General features: G+C 63.2%; 20 protein-coding genes. 10 read left to right on the forward strand and 10 right to left on the reverse strand.

Features of this window, described 5'->3' with window-relative positions; genetic code table 11:
• Positions 1 to 102: 102 nt before the first annotated feature.
• Entirely contained in the window at positions 103 to 1389 is a 1287-nt protein-coding gene (locus B0G71_RS02865) for a D-amino acid dehydrogenase (RefSeq protein ID WP_116139623.1), read from the reverse strand.
• A gap of 167 nt (positions 1390 to 1556) precedes the next feature.
• Here B0G71_RS02865 and B0G71_RS02870 point away from each other — a divergent pair, with 167 nt between their 5' ends.
• Both B0G71_RS02870 and B0G71_RS02875 read left to right on the forward strand, forming a co-directional pair.
• Complete coding sequence (locus B0G71_RS02870) at positions 1557 to 2045, forward strand: Lrp/AsnC ligand binding domain-containing protein (RefSeq protein ID WP_106283820.1); 489 nt, start codon at positions 1557 to 1559, stop codon at positions 2043 to 2045.
• A gap of 106 nt (positions 2046 to 2151) precedes the next feature.
• Positions 2152 to 3297, forward strand: coding sequence for a PA0069 family radical SAM protein (locus B0G71_RS02875; RefSeq protein ID WP_116139624.1), 1146 nt, complete (start codon positions 2152 to 2154; stop codon positions 3295 to 3297).
• Between the two features lie 16 nt (positions 3298 to 3313).
• Here B0G71_RS02875 and B0G71_RS02880 read toward each other — a convergent pair whose 3' ends face one another.
• Together B0G71_RS02880 and B0G71_RS02885 are read right to left on the reverse strand one after the other, a co-directional pair.
• Positions 3314 to 3781, reverse strand: a complete 468-nt coding sequence (locus B0G71_RS02880; protein ID WP_116148289.1) for an NINE protein — start codon at positions 3779 to 3781, stop codon at positions 3314 to 3316.
• Positions 3782 to 4092: 311 nt separating this feature from the next.
• Positions 4093 to 5277, reverse strand: coding sequence for a sorbosone dehydrogenase family protein (locus B0G71_RS02885; protein WP_116139626.1), 1185 nt, complete (start codon positions 5275 to 5277; stop codon positions 4093 to 4095).
• Between the two features lie 172 nt (positions 5278 to 5449).
• Here B0G71_RS02885 and rpsP point away from each other — a divergent pair, with 172 nt between their 5' ends.
• The 6 genes from rpsP to B0G71_RS02915 all read left to right on the forward strand — a co-directional run bounded on the left by rpsP (position 5450) and on the right by B0G71_RS02915 (position 9748).
• Positions 5450 to 5704: a 30S ribosomal protein S16 gene (rpsP, locus tag B0G71_RS02890; RefSeq protein WP_007180912.1), complete on the forward strand. Its 255-nt coding sequence runs from the start codon at positions 5450 to 5452 to the stop codon at positions 5702 to 5704.
• A 120-nt stretch (positions 5705 to 5824) separates the two neighbouring features.
• On the forward strand, positions 5825 to 6553 hold the full coding sequence (gene rimM / locus B0G71_RS02895) for a ribosome maturation factor RimM (protein WP_116139628.1): 729 nt from the start codon (positions 5825 to 5827) through the stop codon (positions 6551 to 6553).
• A gap of 25 nt (positions 6554 to 6578) precedes the next feature.
• Entirely contained in the window at positions 6579 to 7346 is a 768-nt protein-coding gene (gene trmD / locus B0G71_RS02900; protein WP_106283810.1) for a tRNA (guanosine(37)-N1)-methyltransferase TrmD, read from the forward strand.
• A 145-nt stretch (positions 7347 to 7491) separates the two neighbouring features.
• Complete coding sequence (gene rplS / locus B0G71_RS02905) at positions 7492 to 7881, forward strand: 50S ribosomal protein L19 (RefSeq protein WP_106283809.1); 390 nt, start codon at positions 7492 to 7494, stop codon at positions 7879 to 7881.
• Positions 7882 to 7973: 92 nt separating this feature from the next.
• A complete protein-coding gene (locus B0G71_RS02910; protein WP_116139630.1) occupies positions 7974 to 8696 on the forward strand; it encodes a CoA pyrophosphatase in 723 nt (240 codons plus the stop codon).
• A gap of 113 nt (positions 8697 to 8809) precedes the next feature.
• Positions 8810 to 9748 (forward strand): CobD/CbiB family protein, encoded by a 939-nt coding sequence (locus B0G71_RS02915; protein ID WP_116139632.1) that lies wholly within the window; start codon positions 8810 to 8812, stop codon positions 9746 to 9748.
• A gap of 201 nt (positions 9749 to 9949) precedes the next feature.
• Here the strand turns inward: B0G71_RS02915 and B0G71_RS02920 are convergent, their stop codons facing one another.
• The 3 genes from B0G71_RS02920 to B0G71_RS02930 are packed head-to-tail and all read right to left on the reverse strand — an operon-like array spanning position 9950 to position 12478.
• Positions 9950 to 10270 (reverse strand): putative signal transducing protein, encoded by a 321-nt coding sequence (locus B0G71_RS02920; RefSeq protein WP_106283806.1) that lies wholly within the window; start codon positions 10268 to 10270, stop codon positions 9950 to 9952.
• 1 nt (position 10271) lies between these two features.
• The gene (gene rsgA, locus B0G71_RS02925) at positions 10272 to 11222 is read right to left on the reverse strand and encodes a ribosome small subunit-dependent GTPase A (protein ID WP_106283805.1); all 951 of its coding nucleotides are present in this window, start codon (positions 11220 to 11222) and stop codon (positions 10272 to 10274) included.
• Positions 11219 to 12478, reverse strand: a complete 1260-nt coding sequence (locus B0G71_RS02930) for a M48 family metallopeptidase (protein WP_116139634.1) — start codon at positions 12476 to 12478, stop codon at positions 11219 to 11221. The genes rsgA and B0G71_RS02930 overlap by 4 nt, the downstream gene beginning before the upstream one ends.
• 145 nt (positions 12479 to 12623) lie before the next feature.
• Here B0G71_RS02930 and orn point away from each other — a divergent pair, with 145 nt between their 5' ends.
• Positions 12624 to 13235, forward strand: coding sequence for an oligoribonuclease (gene orn / locus B0G71_RS02935; RefSeq protein WP_116139636.1), 612 nt, complete (start codon positions 12624 to 12626; stop codon positions 13233 to 13235).
• 6 nt (positions 13236 to 13241) lie between these two features.
• On the opposite strand, the gene mog is transcribed toward orn, so the two are convergent.
• Both mog and yjgA read right to left on the reverse strand, forming a co-directional pair.
• The gene (mog, locus tag B0G71_RS02940) at positions 13242 to 13886 is read right to left on the reverse strand and encodes a molybdopterin adenylyltransferase (RefSeq protein ID WP_116139638.1); all 645 of its coding nucleotides are present in this window, start codon (positions 13884 to 13886) and stop codon (positions 13242 to 13244) included.
• Entirely contained in the window at positions 13867 to 14481 is a 615-nt protein-coding gene (yjgA, locus tag B0G71_RS02945; RefSeq protein WP_106283840.1) for a ribosome biogenesis factor YjgA, read from the reverse strand. Before yjgA ends, mog begins: the two co-directional genes overlap by 20 nt.
• A 319-nt stretch (positions 14482 to 14800) precedes the next feature.
• Between yjgA and pmbA the strand changes: the two genes are divergently transcribed.
• Positions 14801 to 16171, forward strand: coding sequence for a metalloprotease PmbA (pmbA, locus tag B0G71_RS02950; protein WP_116139640.1), 1371 nt, complete (start codon positions 14801 to 14803; stop codon positions 16169 to 16171).
• Between the two features lie 156 nt (positions 16172 to 16327).
• Here the strand turns inward: pmbA and B0G71_RS02955 are convergent, their stop codons facing one another.
• Both B0G71_RS02955 and B0G71_RS02965 read right to left on the reverse strand, forming a co-directional pair.
• A complete protein-coding gene (locus tag B0G71_RS02955; RefSeq protein ID WP_106283800.1) occupies positions 16328 to 16828 on the reverse strand; it encodes a dihydrofolate reductase in 501 nt (166 codons plus the stop codon).
• 336 nt (positions 16829 to 17164) lie between these two features.
• Positions 17165 to 17668, reverse strand: a complete 504-nt coding sequence (locus tag B0G71_RS02965; RefSeq protein WP_116139644.1) for a hypothetical protein — start codon at positions 17666 to 17668, stop codon at positions 17165 to 17167.
• Positions 17669 to 17815 lie beyond the last annotated feature (147 nt).

Below are 17815 nucleotides of genomic sequence, written 5' to 3' on the forward strand. Positions count from 1 at the left end.
AAAAACAAACGGCGCCTTGTCAGGCGCCGTTTGTTTTTGTGGCGCTGGTCTGTACGTTCACAAACCAGCGCTACCGTTCTGGCGAAGCGTCGTTGCTAAAACTTAGGCATAAGCCGGGCGATGCGCGGCACCAACCTCGCCGAGATAGCGATGCACCGACAGATCGTCCGCCTTGATGGCCGGTTGCTTGCCCGACATCACGTCGGCGAGCAGTTGGCCTGAACCGCACGACATCGTCCAGCCCAGCGTGCCGTGGCCCGTGTTGAGGAACAGGTTCGGCACGGGAGTGCGGCCGACGATGGGCGTGCCGTCTGGCGTCATCGGGCGCAGACCGGTCCAGAAGGTCGCCTTCGACGTATCGCCGCCGCCCGGGAACAGATCGTTCACGCACAGTTCCAGCGTTTCGCGGCGCGCCTGGCGCAACGATTTGTCGAAGCCGACGATCTCGGCCATGCCGCCCACACGAATCCGGTCGTCGAAACGCGTGATCGCGATCTTGTAGGTTTCATCCAGCACAGTGGACACCGGCGCCGACGCTTCGTTGACGATCGGCGCGGTAATCGAATAACCCTTGAGCGGATAAACCGGAATCTTCACGAGACCGGACAGGAAGCGGGTCGAATACGAACCCAGCGCGACGACGAACGAATCCGCGCGCACCAGTTCTTCGCCGCACTTCACGCCGGCGATGCGGTCGCCGGCCATAGCGAGTGCGTCGATCGGCGTGTTGTAGCGGAATTTGACGCCCAGTTTCTCAGCCAGCGCGGCGAGGCGCGTGGTGAACATCTGGCAGTCGCCGGTTTCGTCGCCCGGCAGGCGCAGACCGCCGGTCAGCTTGTGCGACACCGCGGCGAGCGCCGGTTCGGCCCGCGCGAGTTCGGCCGGCGACAGCAGTTCATACGGCACATTGGCTTCCTGCAACACGGCGATGTCTTTCGCGGCGCCATCGAATTGCTGCTGCGTGCGGAACACCTGGAGCGTGCCGCCGGTGCGGCCTTCATACTGAATGCCGGTTTCGGCGCGCAGCGCTTGCAGGCAGTCGCGGCTGTATTCGGCGAGGCGGACCATGCGGCCCTTGTTCACCGCATAGCGCGACGACGTGCAGTTCTGCAGCATCTGCCACATCCATTGCAACTGGAATTGTGTGCCGTCGAGGCGGATTGCCAGCGGCGCGTGTTTCTGGAACATCCACTTGACGGCCTTCAGCGGCACGCCAGGCGCGGCCCACGGCGACGCATAGCCCGGCGAGATCTGGCCGGCATTGGCGAAACTGGTTTCGAGCGCCGGGCCGGCCTCGCGATCGATCACGGTCACTTCGTGTCCCGCGCGCGCCAGGTAATACGCGCTGGTCACGCCGACGACGCCACTGCCCAAAATGACGACTCGCATAGATGCTCCAGGTATTCAAATGAGGTCTGAGGACGGTGCGCTTGTCGATTCGGTGGAATTCGTTCGATTAACAAGGTGAATCGCGGACCGCCCAGTGTTAACCGCTATACTATTAACAGTCAGGCAGGTTTTGTTATTGTATTTTCAAGATTTTCAGCAAAAACACCATGCGTACACAGCGCCAACCGGTACGGGCCCTCGACAAACTCGATCGCAAGATCCTGCGGCTGCTGCAGCAGGACGGCCGCATCGCCATGAAGGACCTGGCCGAACAGGTTGGACTGTCGGTCACGCCGTGCATCGAGCGCGTCAAGCGGATGGAGCGCGATGGCGTGATCACCGGCTACCACGCGCGCGTGAATCCGGCGGAGTTGGGCGCGGCGCTGCTGGTGTTCGTCGAGATCACGCTGGATCACAAGAGCGGCAACATGTTCGACCAGTTCCGCCGCGAGGTGCAGAAGATCCCCGAGGTGCTGGAATGCCATTTGGTGTCGGGCGATTTCGACTATCTGATCAAGGCGCGCATCGGCGAAATGGCCGATTACCGGAAGCTGCTAGGCGACATCCTGCTGCAACTGCCCGGCGCGGTGCAGTCGAAGAGCTACGTGGTGATGGAGGAGATCAAGGAAACGCTGACGATTCCGGTAGGGGATTGATCCGCGCGACAGCGCTCGGCGGGGCTCGACAAACGGCGTAAACACTGTATATTTGTACAGGTGTTTTGCGCCGTTTTTCCGTTTTGCGTTTTTACGTGTTCCAGCCGTGACCGACTCCGACTCCCACTTCGTCAACGAATTTCCGATCGCGCCGCCCGCGCCTCGCAAAGGCCGTGGCGCGGTGACGAACCTGCAAGGCCGCTACGAAGTCGACCAGCGCGAAGCGGTGGACGACGGCTGGCTGTCGGCGCCGGAAGACGATGACGAACCCAAAGTCTTGCGCACGCAGGTCTTCGAAGAACGGGCCAAGACCATTCTTACGCGCAATGCGTCGCCGGATATTCCGTTCAGCGTGTCGCTGAACCCGTATCGCGGGTGTGAGCACGGCTGCATTTATTGTTTTGCGCGGCCCACGCACGCTTATCTGGGACTGTCGCCGGGCCTCGACTTCGAAAGCCGGATCTACGCCAAGATTAATGCGCCGGAGTTGCTCGAGCGGGAACTGTCGAAGAACTCCTATGTGCCGGAGCCGATCGCGCTGGGCGTCAATACGGACGCCTGGCAACCCGTCGAGCGCGATCTGCGGCTCACGCGCAGGGTGATCGAAGTGCTCAGCGAACGTCAGCATCCGTTTGCGGCGATCACCAAGTCGTCGCTGATCGAACGCGATCTCGATTTGTTGGCGCCCATGGCGGCGCGCGGGCAATTCATGGCGGCCATCACCATCACCACGCTGGACGCCGAGATCGCTCGCACGCTCGAGCCGCGCGCGGCCACGCCGTCGCGGCGCTTGCGCGCCATCCGCACGTTGAGCGAGGCGGGCATTCCGGTCGGCGTCAGCATCGCGCCGGTGATTCCGTTTGTCACCGAACCGGACATGGAGCGCGTGCTGGAGGCCTGCGCGGAAGCCGGCGCGAGCAACGCGAGCTACATCGTGTTGCGTCTGCCGTGGGAAGTTGCGCCGCTATTCAAGGATTGGCTCGCGGCGCACTTTCCAGATCGTGCCGATCGGGTGATGAGTCGCGTGCGGGACATGCGGGGCGGGAAGGACTACGACTCTTCGTTCGCCACGCGCATGAAAGGCGAAGGCTTGTGGGCGGATCTGCTCAAGCAGCGATTCCACAAGGCGGTGCGCCGTCTGGGGTTGAACCTCCGGGACCGCGGCATTCTGGATATGTCGCACTTTCGGCCAGTCGACGTGCCGCGTGCCGATAAGCCGGCACACGACGACCCTCAACTGAATCTTTTCTAGCGCGACGCGCGGCGGATCATTGCGAGAGCGCTTTGGCCGCCTGCACCTGGCTTTCGAAGTACGTCTGGAACGAAATGGCCAGACCCGTCATCAGCAGGAAGGCGCCGATCAGCAGCGAAAAGATCACGATGAAAATGACGGTCCAGCCGGAGCGGCTTTTGCGCTGGGTCTGGGCGTTGAATTGCGCGTCCCACTTTTCGTCCGGACGCAGCCCGTAGACGATCGCGGCGAGAAACGCGGCGATCAGCGAGATCGCGCCGGGAAAGGCCAGCACCCAGCCGAGCGTCGAAGCGCGTTCGCTCGCCACGAGGAGCATGGCTCCCGGAATGCCGATCAGCGTGCCGAGCACGTGTGCCCATCCGTAGATGTCACGCATGCCGTACAGATAGAACCGGTGAGCGCCGAGGCTGCCGAAGAAGAACGCCAGTGCAGCGGTAATCGTCTTGGATCTAAAACGCGGGGAAGTCGAGACAAGGGTGGACATGTAGGCCAGAGCAGAGTGACAGGCGGTCGAAAGGAGCAGCGCGCGGCGCGCGCGGACCGACGCGCATTCTACGCCCGCCATGGGCCGCCGGTCACGTGACGGGTAGTCGCGGCAGGGGCGAAGGCGCTCATAGCTGCGGGGTGAAGGGTAGGTGGTCACGGCAGCGGTGCAGCGGGTGATCATGGCGCCTGGCGAATGGCGTGATGAGCGTCGGACCTGGCCGGGATCGACGGCGCGGGTGCGGGCGGTCGATTGACTGGCCAGGCTTCTCGAGCGCACGGCGTTTGACGTTGCTTGCCACGCGAAGCGGGCTACGGCGCCGAGTAGGTGACGCGATAGACTGCGCCGGCGTAGTCGTCGCTGATGAGTAGCGAACCGTCGGGCAGTGGCAGCACGTCGGCGGGGCGTCCCCATTCGGTTTCGCCGGATTGCAGCCAGCCTTCGGCAAACACTTCCTGGCGGGCATTGCTGCCATCCGGATTTGTAACCACGTGCACGACGCGATAGCCGACCTTCTTGCTGCGATTCCACGAACCGTGCTCGGCGATAAAAATACCGTTTCGGTAGGCGGCCGGAAACATCGGGCCGTCGTAAAAGCGCATGCCGAGCGCCGCGACATGCGCACCGAGTTTGACCGCGGGTGGCGTAAACGCGCTGCACGGATGGTCCTTGCCGAACTCGGGATCGGGCGTGTCGCCGCCATGGCAGTACGGAAAGCCGAAATCCATTCCGGCGCGCGTCGCGCGGTTGAGCTTGTCGTCCGGCACGTCGTCGCCAAGCAGGTCGCGGCCGTTATCGGTGAACCACATTTCATGCGTCAAGGGATGCCACGCGAAGCCAACGGAATTGCGAATGCCACGCGCCACGACTTCGTAGTGACTGCCGTCCGGGTCCATGCGGCCGATCAGCCCGAAACGGTTGCGATCTTTCAGGCAGACGTTGCAGGGCGCGCCTTGCGGCACGTAGAGCTTGCCGTCCGGGCCGAACGCGATGAATTTCCAGCCGTGGTGCGTCTCCGTGGGCAAGGTGTCGATCACGACGGCCGGTTTGGACGGACCGTTCAGGTGAGTATCGATCGCATCGAAGCGTACAATTTTCGACACCGCGGATACATAGAGCGCTCCATCGTGCCACGCTACACCCGCCGGCGTTTCCAGGCCGGAAGCGATCACGTGGCGGGCCGTCACACGTCCGTTCTGCAATTCGAGCGCGTAGACGTGGCCGTCGAGGCTGCCTAGATAGAGAATGCCCTTCGGCGAGAGCGCCATGGCTCGCGCGCTCGGCACGGCATCCGACAAGACCTCGATATGGAAGCCCGGCGGCAGTTTGATCCGGTCCACGGGTAGCGCGGCGACGCATGGCAGGGCAGTTGCGGCGAGCAACACGGCCGTGCCTATGCGAAGCGCCCGGCTTCGCAAATCGCGCGCCGAGGCGAAGAATCGCGTGGCGATGGTACAGAAAGCGCGCAAAAACACAATTCGCGGCAGGAGTTTCACGGGCGCTCCGTCAGGTAATTCGGGCGTTTCGGCGTGGTTTCGGGCTCCCGCCTGTACGGCCGGCGCAACCCCGTCGTTCAGTTTATCCGGGTAAGTGTTTGTTATGGCGTCGGTTTCCCGCTATAATCGCGTGTTTCAGTCGTTCCGAACCCCGGTTTTCAAGGATTCTAGTATGGTCATCATCCGCTTGGCTCGTGGCGGCTCCAAGAAGCGCCCGTTCTACAACATCGTCGCAACCGATTCGCGTAACCGTCGTGACGGCCGCTTCATCGAGCGCGTTGGCTTCTACAACCCGGTCGCTACGAAGGGCGAGTCCCTCCGTATCGCTCAGGACCGCCTGACGTACTGGCAAGGCGTTGGCGCACAACTGTCGCCGACCGTCGAGCGCCTCGTGAAGGAAGCTGCAAAGGCGCAGCCGGCTGCTTAATGGCGGCTAGCATGCGTATCGTCGTCGGTTCGCGCGGTTTGTGTGAGCAGTGCGATGCGCAAGGTGTTTTGCTGAAGCAGGCGTCGAAGCTGGCAGCGAGGTTCTCTTCAAGGTGTTTTTATGTCTGAACGTGATTCCGGCAGTTCAGGTCGCGTAAAGGCAGCAGCCCCGCGCGCGAAGACGTCTGGTCAGGCGCCGTTCGGTGCATTCGTCCGCAAGCCGGTCGAAAAAGCCGAAGGCAAGGCGAAAGCCCAAGTTGCAAACGCCGGGTCCGGTGCGGCAGAAATGCGCATGGAAACGGTGGAAAGCTGGCCGGCCGACGCGGTCGAGGTCGGCGCAATCGTCGACGCTTACGGCCTCAAAGGCTGGGTCAAGGTGGCCGCGCACGCGGATGCCGGCCACGGCGGCGATGCGTTGCTGAGCGCGAAGCGCTGGTGGCTGATCAAAGGCCAGGAGCGCAAATCGGCGCCGTCGTTGCAGGCGAAAACGCATAGCGACAGTGTGGTTGCCCATCTGGGCGGCGTCACTGACCGCGATGTGGCGCTGGCACTGCGCGGTTCCCGCGTCTATATCAGCCGCAGCGAATTTCCGGCTCTCGAAGCCGACGAGTTCTACTGGGTCGACCTGCTCGGCCTGGATGTGGTGAACGTTGCAGGGGTCAATCTCGGCAAGGTTGCAGACATGATCGACAACGGTGCGCACTCGGTGTTGCGCATCGAATACCCGGATACCGACAAAAGCGGCAAGCCGGTCACCGGTGAGCGTTTGATCCCGTTCGTCGGCGTCTTTGTCAAAACGGTGGACCAGGCGGCGAAGCAGATCACTGTCGATTGGGAAGCTGATTACTAAATAATTTCGCTGAATGGAGAGAGCGATGCAGTTCGATGTCGTCACGCTCTTTCCTGACATGTTTCGCGCGCTGACCGACTGGGGTATCACCAGCCGCGCCGCGAAGCAGGAGCGCTACGGGTTGCGTACGTGGAATCCGCGCGATTTCACAACCGACAACTACCGCACGATTGACGATCGCCCGTACGGCGGCGGCCCCGGCATGGTGATGCTGGCGAAACCGCTGGAAGATGCGATCGGCGCCGCGAAAGCAGCGCAGGCGGAGCAGGGCATCGGCGCGTCGCGCGTTGTGATGATGTCGCCGCAAGGCGCCACGTTGAATCACGACCGCGTCATGCAGTTCGCGGCCGAGCCCGGTTTGATCCTGTTGTGTGGGCGCTATGAAGCGATCGATCAGCGTTTGCTCGACCGTGTGGTCGACGAAGAAGTCAGTCTTGGCGACTTCGTGCTGTCCGGCGGCGAATTGCCGGCCATGGCCTTGATGGACGCCGTGGTGCGTCAGTTGCCCGGCGTGCTCAACGACTCGCAGTCGGCGGTGCAGGATAGTTTTGTCGACGTGCTGCTGGATTGCCCGCATTACACGCGCCCCGAGGAATACAACGGCGTGCGTGTGCCGGATGTGCTGCTCGGCGGCCATCACGCGGAAATCGAGGCGTGGCGCCGGCGGGAAGCCTTGCGCAATACGTTGAACAAACGGCCCGATCTGATCGTGAAGGCCAGAAAGAACAAGATGTTGAGCCGTGCCGACGAGGCATGGCTTGCGAGTCTCGCGAAGGAAGAGTCGAAGGCGTAAAGCCTTGGGTCTTGCAAGCGGACATTAGGCGGCGCCGCGCATGCGTGCACGGTGCCAGATGTGAACCCATCCTCTATCGGGGCCGTAGCCAAGTGTTTTCACGAGGCAGGTACGAACGTCGACAAGATGGACTTAGGAGTCAGTGATGAATCTGATTGCAATTCTCGAGCAGGAAGAAATCGGCCGCGCTCTCGGCGAGAAAACCATCCCCGAATTCGCCCCCGGCGATACGGTGATCGTCAGCGTGAACGTGGTTGAAGGTACGCGTAAGCGTGTTCAGGCTTACGAAGGCGTCGTGATCGCCAAGCGTAACCGTGGTCTGAATTCGTCGTTCATCGTCCGCAAGATTTCGTCGGGCGAAGGCGTCGAGCGTACGTTCCAGACGTACTCGCCGCTGCTGGCAAGCATCGTCGTGAAGCGTCGTGGCGATGTGCGTCGTGCGAAGCTGTACTACCTGCGCGACCGTTCGGGCAAGTCGGCCCGGATCAAGGAAAAGCTGGTTGCGAAGAAAGATCGCAACGCTGCCGAAGCGTAAATGCTGTAAGAAAAAGCACCCCTCGCGGGTGCTTTTTTGTTTGCCAGGTCAAAATAGCGGAATGTCCCTATCCGCTCATTTCGAGAGACCCGTTGACCCGCCCCGTCTTTGAGCCTGAAACCCTGCCTGTCGAAGCGACAGGCGCCGATCTGCCGCCGGTGGCGGCCGACCGTCTCACACCTGATGGCCTGCGCGCACGCTTCGAGCAACGCCTTCACTGGACCCCCGAGATGGTCGTCGATGCGCCCTGGCGCGATACTCACGCCGATCCGCGAGTCGCGGCGGTGCTGGTGCCGCTGGCGGTCCGCGAACACGGCCTGACCGTCCTGCTGACTCAGCGCGCCGACCATCTGAACGATCACGCAGGTCAGGTGAGCTTTCCTGGCGGCCGTCATGAACCCTTCGACGCCGACGCCACCGCAACCGCGCTGCGGGAAGCGGAAGAGGAGGTGGGCCTCGATCCCTCGCGTGTGGAAATTCTCGGCGCATTGCCCGACTATCTGACCGGCACCGGTTTTCGCGTGACGCCGGTGATCGGCCTCGTGCACCCGCCGTTCACGGTGAAGGCGGACGCGCTCGAGGTCGCCGAAGTTTTCGAAGTGCCGCTCGCGTTTCTGATGAACCCTGCGCACCACGAAGTGCGCGTGTTCCGCTATGAAGGTGGCGAGCGCCGCTTTTTCGCGATGCCGTATCCGCGCGCCGCATCGGCTGAAGCTGAAGGTGACGAGAGCAGCAGCGAAGTCGGTAGCCACCATTTCATCTGGGGTGCAACGGCCGCCATGCTGCGCAACTTCTATCGCTTCCTCGCGGCATGAGCCGCATGACTTGTGCACTTGTCGGGTGTTTGTCGAGGTCGGCGCTCAGTGGCATCCGACCCTGTGCTATCGTTATAAAACAATCGTAAAACTCGAAAAGCACGGCGCATCGCATGACTTTTTTCTCCGTATTGCTGGCTCTGATCATTGAACAGATACGCGCGTTGTCGCCGAATAACCCGGTGTCCGCGTTGCTTCAGTACCATGCGGAGTCGGCAGCGCACGGATTTGATGCCGGCAAGCCGAAGCATGGCCTGCTCGCCTGGCTCGTGGTGGTGGTGCCGTGGACGCTGGTCGTCGCGCTCGTCTACTACGTGCTGTATCACATTCACTTTGCGCTGGCGTTCCTGTGGAACGTGGCGGTGCTGTACTTCACGCTGGGCTTCCGCCAGTTCAGCCACTATTTCACGGACATCCACCTCGCGTTGAATAACGACGACGTGCCGCGCGCGCGCGAAGTCCTGAGCGAATGGACCGGGCTCGATACCGTCGACATGCCGGTCAGCGAGATCGTGCGTCACACGCTGATTCACGCGGTGGTCGCTTCGCATCGGCACGTGTTCGGCGTGTTCTTCTGGTTTCTGATTCCGTTCGGGCCGGCGGGCGCGGTGCTGTACCGGATTGCCGAGTATCTGGCGCGCACGTGGGCGCGGCCGGTCGACGATCGCACCGTCGCGTTTTCGAGCTTTGCGCAGCGTGCTTTCTTCGTGATCGACTGGGTGCCGGCGCGGCTGACGTCGATGGGTTTTGCGATCGTCGGTAATTTCGAAGACGCGATTTATGCATGGCGCAACCATGCGCGCCAATGGCCGGACGCGAACGACGGCGTGTTGCTGGCGGCAGGTAGTGGTGCGCTGGGCGCCCGTCTGAGCGGGCCGCTGGCTGAGCCGTCAAGCCTCGACGCGCTCGCCACCGGCGACGGCGGCCCGATGCAAGTCGGCGACGACTGCACGCCACGCACGCTGCAATCGGCCGTGGGCCTGGTGTGGCGCGCGGTGGTGCTGTGGATGATTTTGTTGCTGATGCTGACAATTGCGGTGTGGCTGGCGTAACGCCGCCAAGCCGACGCTACTAGCTGTAAATAAAGCGCAATCCGCTGTCAGTCTGTCGCCCAACCCTACGTTTCTTCGAAGCGTAGGGTTTCGCTTTTCAGGCATGGGGAAATCAATCGTGTAGGGGGGGCGCACCGCCCCTGGGCTTTTCCGTTCATGCCGCGGCGCCGTGCGCAACCCGCCGGTCAGCGATGAGCCGCTTCACCCATCCAGCGGATCGCGTGCCGTCCCGCACTGCCAGCAGACCGTGAACTGCGCCTCGAGCGCCTCGCCACACTGACGGCACGTCCATCCAGGCGACCCCGCCGCCGGACCATGCGAAGCCGCGGCGATCAGCCTACGCGCCATCGCCTCGTCGCGCTCATCGACGAGCCAAAGCTCCGGCGAACACTGATCCGCCGGAATATCTCCCAGCGCACCGTTCAGATAACGATTGTGCAATTCGCAAGCTATGCCGGCAGTGGCCAGCACATTGACCCAATGCTGGCCGATGATCAGATTCGGCGCGCGCATCAGTCTCATGTCAGCGGACGATCTGGCTGGCTTCGTGCACGAGTTGCGCGTACAGCGCATGCCGTTCGCGGCGGATGCGGCCGTCCGCGACCGCTTCGAGAATCGCGCAACCGGGTTCCTGCAAATGATGGCAGTTGTAGAAGCGGCAGTTCGGCAGCAGCGGCCGGAACTCCGGAAAGGCGCGCTCCAGCCGTCCTTCGGTCAAATGGTGCAGACCGAATTCCTGGAAGCCTGGCGAGTCGATCAATGCGCCGCCTTCGCCGTCCGCGCTACCCGGCAACGGATAAAGACGTGTGAAGGTCGTCGTATGGCGTCCGCTGTTCAGTGCAGTCGAAATCTCGCGGGTCGCGACTTCGGCATCGGGAATCAGCAGATTCACGAGCGTCGATTTGCCCATGCCGGACTGGCCGAGCAGTAGTGTCGAATGACCTTGCAGATGTTCGATCAACGCGGCACGCGCGGCTTCAGGCTGTGTCTTGATCGACACTTCCACGACCGTATAACCCAGCGCGCGATACGGCTCGAGCCGCTTGCGCGCGCCTGCGAGTTCAGCAGTGACGTCGGTCTTGTTCAGCACGATCAGCGGCTTCAACTCGTTCGCCTCGGCCGCGACGAGCGCGCGCCCGAGCAGGTCTTCGCTGAAATGCGGTTCGGTGGCCAATACGACCAACAGTTGATCGAGGTTGGCGGCGAACAGCTTCGACTTGTACTGATCCGAGCGATACAGCAGATTGCGCCGTTCGCCGATCTCGACGATCACGCCCTGATCTGCCGAAGCCAACTCGTAAATCACGCGATCGCCGACCGCCACCTCGCTGCGCTTGCCGCGCGGGAAGCATTGGAGCATGGCGCTGCCGTCATCCGGCGCGACCAGATAGTGGCGGCCATGCGCGGCCACCACGAGGCCGCCTACGCGTGCGCTGGACGGCGCGCGCGGCGCTTTCGGGGAGCGGCCGCTCATGCGTGCCGCAGCAGGCGGTCGATCCGCTGCGACGCCGGCGGATGCGAATAGTAGAACGCGGTGTAGAGCGGATCGGGCGTCAGGGTCGACGCGTTGTCTTCGTACAGCTTGACGAGCGCGTTGACCAGGTCTTGCGCGTGGGTCTGCGTTGCGGCGAATGCGTCGGCTTCGAACTCGTGCTTGCGCGAGCTGAGGCTGCCGAGCGGCGTCACGAAAAACAGGAACACCGGCAGCGCGAGGAAGAACAGCACCAGCGCGAGGCCGCTATTACCGCCGATCAGCGACGGCCGTACACCCAGTCCTTCATAGAACCACACGCACTGCGTGAGCCAGCCGAGCAGGGCGAGCATCGCGAGACTGATCGCGAAGGTGACGAGCATGCGCTTGATCACGTGACGGCGCTTGAAGTGGCCGAGTTCATGCGCGAGCACGGCTTCGATCTCGCTGCCCGACAGGCGCGCGAGCAGCGTGTCGAAGAACACGATCCGCTTGGCCGCGCCGAAGCCGGTGAAGTAGGCGTTGCCGTGCGCCGAGCGGCGGCTGCCGTCCATCACGAAGAGGCCCTTGGCGGCGAAGCCGCAGCGCTGCATCAGCGCTTCGATGCGGCTCTTCAGTGCTTCGTCCTTGAGCGGTTCGAACTTGTTGAAAAGCGGCGCGATAAACGACGGATACAGCACCAGCACGAGCATTTGGAAGGCGACCCAGACGATCCACGTCCATAGCCACCACAGGCTGCCGGCCTGATTCATCAGCCACAGCACGACGAACAGCAGCGGCAGGCCGAACGCGGCGCCGAGCAGCACGCCCTTGATCCGGTCGACGAAGAAAATGCCTTTGCTCATGCGGTTGAAGCCGAAGCGCTGTTCGACCACGAACTGCCGGTAGTAATCGAACGGCAGGTCGATCACGCTGGTGATCGCGATCACCGCGGCGACCAGCGCGATCTGGCCGACGTAACCACGGCCGAGCCAGTCGGAGATGCCCAGATCGAGCGCCTGCACGCCGCCGAGCAGCGTGAGGCCGATCAGCACGGCTGCGCTGACGACGATCTCGATCATGGTGAGACGCGTGCGCTCGACGGTGTAGTCGGCGGCGCGTTGATGCGCCGTCAGCGCGATGGTGCCGGCGAACTGGCTCGGCACCTGCTCGCGATGGCCGGCCACGAAGCGGATCTGCCGCGACGCGAGCCACAGTTTGGTGCCGACCATCGCCACGACGGCGACGACGAACAGAACGGTGAAGTACAGGGTGGGCATCCGGGGATTCCGTGGTATCTATGCGAGAATTATATGTTTCTTCCCGCCGCGCGGCGGGAACACGCTCAAACCAATCTCAAACGAACAATCGCCGTGGCAGGCGGGCTTGCACCAAGCCGTTTGCGCGGCCCTCAGGGTTGCCTTCATGACTGACATCCTCGCATCCACCGAACAGCCGCCGCTCGTGCGCAGCGACATGAATCTCGTCTGGCTGGACATGGAAATGACCGGGCTCGAGCCCGATTCCGACCGCATCATTGAAATCGCGGTGGTGGTGACGAATTCGACGCTCGACAGGCTAGTTGAAGGGCCCGTCCTCGCGATTCATCAGAGCGACGAGACGCTCGCCAAAATGGATCAGTGGAATCAGAACACGCATGGCCGTTCGGGCTTGATCGATCGCGTGAAGGCCTCGACGGTAAGCGAGTCCGACGCCACCGAACAGATCCGCGATTTCCTGAGCGTCTACGTGCCGCCGGGCAAATCGCCGATGTGCGGCAACTCGATCTGCCAGGACCGCCGCTTCATGGCGCGCTGGATGCCGGATCTGGAGCGCTTCTTCCACTACCGCAATCTCGACGTCAGCACGCTGAAGGAACTGTGCCGCCGCTGGCAGCCGACCATCTACAAGGGTTTCCAGAAGCGCGCGATGCACACGGCGCTGGCCGATATCCACGAGTCGATCGACGAACTCAAGTACTACCGCGAGCACTTTCTGATTCCGTCGGCACCGCAGGCCGCCGACAGCGCCGAATAAAATCGCCTAAGCCGGCCGGGGCGCGCGCTGCGCGTTCTTCGGCCGGAACGCCTTCACCACGTCGGCGTTGGTTTCCACGTACGGTCCGCCGATCAGGTCGATGCAGTACGGCACCGCGGCGAAAATGCCCGGCACCTTCACCGCGCCGCCTGCTTCGGCGTCGCGCAAACCTTCGAGCGTTTCCTTGATCGACTTCGGCTGACCCGGCAGGTTGATGATCAGCGCCGCGTGCTCCGCCGTTTCGCGGATCACCGCGACCTGGCGCGAAAGGATCGCGGTCGGCACGAAATTCAGGCTGATCTGCCGCATCTGCTCGCCGAAACCCGGCATTTCCTTGGTGGCCACGGCCAGCGTCGCCTCAGGCGTCACGTCGCGGCGCGACGGGCCGGTGCCGCCGGTGGTCAGCACCAGATCGCAGCCTACCTCGTCGACCAGTTCGGTCAGCGTGGCGGAAATGGTCGGCGCGTCGTCCTGAATCAGGCGCGTGACCACTTGCCACGGCGATGTGAGCGCCGCGCCGAGCCATTCCTGCAGGGCCGGAATACCTTTGTCTTCGTACACGCCGGTGGACGCGCGATCGCTGATCGACACGAGACCGATCACAATCTCATCGGGGTGCTGACGTGCTGTCTTAGGCGTCGCGGTCGTCATCGTCGTCTTCGTCCAGGGCGTCGTCGGCGTCGGAATCGGTCTGCGCGGACGGTCCGTCCGCGTTCTTGATCCACTGGAACAGTTCGCGGAAATAGCGCGGCGGCTTGCTCTGCTGCGCTTCCTTGCGGGCGTTGCGGATCAGCGTGCGGCCTTGTTGCGGGTCGGCGTTCGGATGCTGGCGGATGAAATCGGTCAGCGCGGCGTCGTCGGCGAGCAGCTTTTCGCGGGTGCGCTCGATCCAGTGGAGTTTGGCCGTTTCCGCCTTGTTGACGCCGTTATAGGTGTCGAGCGCGGTGCGCAGCGCGGCGGTTTCCTCGTCCAGCAGCGAGCGCATCACGCGGCCGACATATTGCACCTGGCGGCGTTTGCCTTCGTGGTCGGTGATGCGGCGCGCTTCGCGCACGGCGTCGTCGAGCTTTTCGGGCATCGGCATGCGCTTGAGCGCGTCTTTAGGCAGCGCGATCAGCGCCGAGCCCAGTTCCTGCAGCTCGTGCATTTCGCGCTTGAGCTGGGACTTGCTGGGACGGTCGTAGCCGTTCTCGTCGACTTCCGGCTCGGCGGTTTCGATGGGTTGAATGCGGGTTTTGCGTGTCATGCCGATATTGTAACGTGCCGCGCCCACCGGACCCGCGGTGCCGCCGCGCGCAAGGACTCGCGCATTGCGAAGCGACCACAGGGCGGCGCTCTGGCGGCGCTCGGCCGACCTGACGCAAGGCGCAGCGAATGCCAGGTACGGCGTCGCGTACCTTGCTATGATCGCGGGATACGCAACCAGACACACGCGCAGCACACGCGCAAACACGGGCGCGCCTGCAGGCATGAGGCATGAGCGTGTCCGGTGCGAACACAGCAAACATAGCGAACATAGCGAACCCACCCAGGGCCGCTCGGCCCCGAACAGGACGGCAACGACAATGGCAGCAGACATGGACGTCAAGCAGCGCTTTTTTCCGCATACCCAGGATGAACTGAAGGAAATCGCCTCGGACATCCTTCGTCACGCGAAGTCGCTCGGCGGCACCGACGCGGCGACCGAGATTTCCGAAGGCGACGGCCTGTCCGTCTCCGTGCGGCGCGGCGAAGTCGAGACGATCGAACACAACCGCGACAAGATGGTTGGCGTGACGGTGTTCATCGGCAACAAGCGTGGCAATGCGAGCACTTCGGACTTTTCTTCGCAGGCTTTGAAGGACACGGTCGCGGCGGCCTATAACATCGCCCGCTTCACGGCGGAAGACGATTGCGCGGGCCTCGCCGAAGCGGAACTTCTGGAAACGGCGCCGCGCGACCTCGATCTCTATCACCCGTGGAATCTGTCCGCCGACGAAGCGGTGGAAATCGCCCGCCGCGCGGAAGATGCCGCATTCGCGACCGATCCGCAGATCAAGAATTCGGAAGGCGCGAGCGTCTCGGCACAGCACTCGCAATTCGTGCTGGCCACCTCGCGCGGTTTCCTGGCGGGTTATCCGTACTCGCGCCACTACATCGCGTGCGCGCCGATTGCGGGCAGCGCCCGCAACATGCAGCGCGACGACTGGTACACGTCCACCCGCAGCGCGGAAGAACTGGCCGATCCGGAAGCGGTCGGCCGTTACGCGGCGCAACGCGCGCTGGCGCGCATCGGCGCGCGCGGCCTGGATACGCGCAAGGTGCCGGTGCTGTTCGAAGCGCCGCTCGCCGCGGGTATTCTCGGCGCATTCGTGCAAGCCACGAGCGGCGGCGCGCTGTATCGCAAGACCTCGTTCCTCGTCGACAGTCTCGGCAAGCCGGTGTTCGCGCCGCACGTGCAAGTGGTCGAAGACCCGCATGTCGCGCGTGCCATGGGCAGCGCGCCATTCGACGAAGAAGGCGTGCGCACCAGGCAGCGTTCGGTGGTGAAAGACGGCGTGGTGGAAGGCTATTTCCTGTCCACCTATTCGGCGCGCAAACTCGGCATGCAGACCACCGGCAACGCGGGCGGTTCGCACAACCTGTCGCTGCGCAGCTCGAACACGCGTCCCGAGGACGACTTCGAAGAGATGCTGCGCAAGCTCGGCACGGGCCTGTTGCTGACCGAACTGATGGGGCAGGGCGTGAACTACGTGACGGGCGACTACTCGCGCGGCGCGTCGGGCTTCTGGGTCGAGAACGGCAAGATCCAGTATCCGGTCGAGGAAATCACGGTGGCGAGCACGCTGCAGGAGATGTTCCACCACATCGTCGCGATCGGCGCGGATACGATCACGCGCGGCACCAAGCAGACCGGCTCGGTGCTGATCGAACGGATGACGATCGCGGGGCAGTAAGCGGGTTTAGCCTCTGTGCGGCCAGCGTTTTTTAGCTGGCCCGTAAAAAGCAGAACGCCACGCAAGTCACTGCGTGGCGTTTTTTTATCCATGATCGGACGGTCGGCGCCGACCGTTTGCTTTGCGCGCGGCGCTAACGTCTCAAGCCAAAGAACCTTAAGCGCCTTTGCGCTTATATGTCACGAACGCGTAGTCGAAATCGTTCGGCGCATCCGCGCGATGCGTTTCATGCGCGACTTCTTCCCATTCGTTTTCGTCGAGCGCGGGAAAGGTGGCGTCGCCTTCGAAGTCGGCCGAAATCTCGGTGATGATCAGCTTGTCCGCCTGCCGCAAACCTTCCGCATACAACTGCGCGCCGCCGATCAAAAACGCTTCCGGCGCCTGATCCTGAGCGGCGAGCTTGAGCGCGTCTTCGAGCGTCGTGGCCGCGTCGCAGCCCTGGAAACGCCGGGCGGCATCCCGTGTCACGACAATGTTGCGGCGTCCCGGCAACGGCCGGCCGATCGACTCGTGCGTCTTGCGTCCCATGATGATGGGTGCGCCCATGGTGGTGCGCTTGAAGAACGCGAGATCTTCGGGAAGTCGCCAGGGCAACTGGTTGTCGCGGCCGATCACGCCGTTGTTGGCGCGAGCGACGATCAGGGTGAGCGTCGTCATCGAATGGAAAGGGGAACGTAACCGGACTGATTCTACCTGACGCGCGGCTGCGCGCCGCGGCGGCGGGTTTCGGCACGGCGCCGCATAGTCGGCCGCAACGCGCCCGGCAAGCCGCGCGCTCGCCGCAGTGGATGCGGCTGCCTGACCACGCGGCTTCACGCAGCGTCATACAGGTTCACGAAACACCACCGGCCGCATCCGGCCCGCGCCGCCTCATTCGGGCGCGCGATCGTGCGCGGCAGACGTGCGCGGCAGACGCCGCTTTCTCGTCGGCGGTCCTCAATTCGCGCAACCCATGCTGACCCATCAGCCGATACAGCGTCACACGCGAGATATTCAGGCGGCGTTGCCTTGGGTGGCGCGCGTCGCGTCGATCGGAATCGGTAAAGGCGCGGGCGGGGCGATCTCGTCCCACAGCGTTACGTTGTTGCCGCTGCCGCTGCCGCTGCCGCTGCCGCTGCCGCTGCCGCCGTTGCCGCGCATGAGCTGCGGCGTCGCGGCCTCCATCACCATGCCGGCCGCGCCGCCACCTTGCCGCGCGAGCGCCTGGTCGTCGAGCGAAAAGTCGTTCACCGATGCAGCATCGGCCGGAATGCTCAGCGCGTTGGCGGCAAGCCAGGAGAAACGATTGGCGGCGCGCGTCGTCGGATCGGATGAGGCCAGCGCGTCGTTTGGAAAGATGGCGGAGCCTGTATCGGCGGATTCCGTCAGCGTGGCGGATGAAGCCTGTCCGGCCTCGTGTGCATTGGCGCCAATGGGCAGCATGATCAGCGCGATGGCGGTGCAAAGCGCCGCACATGGTGCAATGCTGCCCAGATCGATGCGGAAAGCGAGTTGCATGATGTGTCTCCCTGGTGCACGGCAATTAGCGAAACATGTGCCATCGCGCGCAATCCATTGATGGATGAGGATGCGAGTGAAAACGTGGGAGTCACAATTCGGAAATGGGACAAAAACGTTTCAACGCTGAAACGATTGGCAGGAAAT

The organism is Paraburkholderia sp. BL27I4N3 (genome assembly GCF_003386115.1).
In the GTDB taxonomy this organism is placed as follows: Bacteria; Pseudomonadota; Gammaproteobacteria; order Burkholderiales; family Burkholderiaceae; genus Paraburkholderia.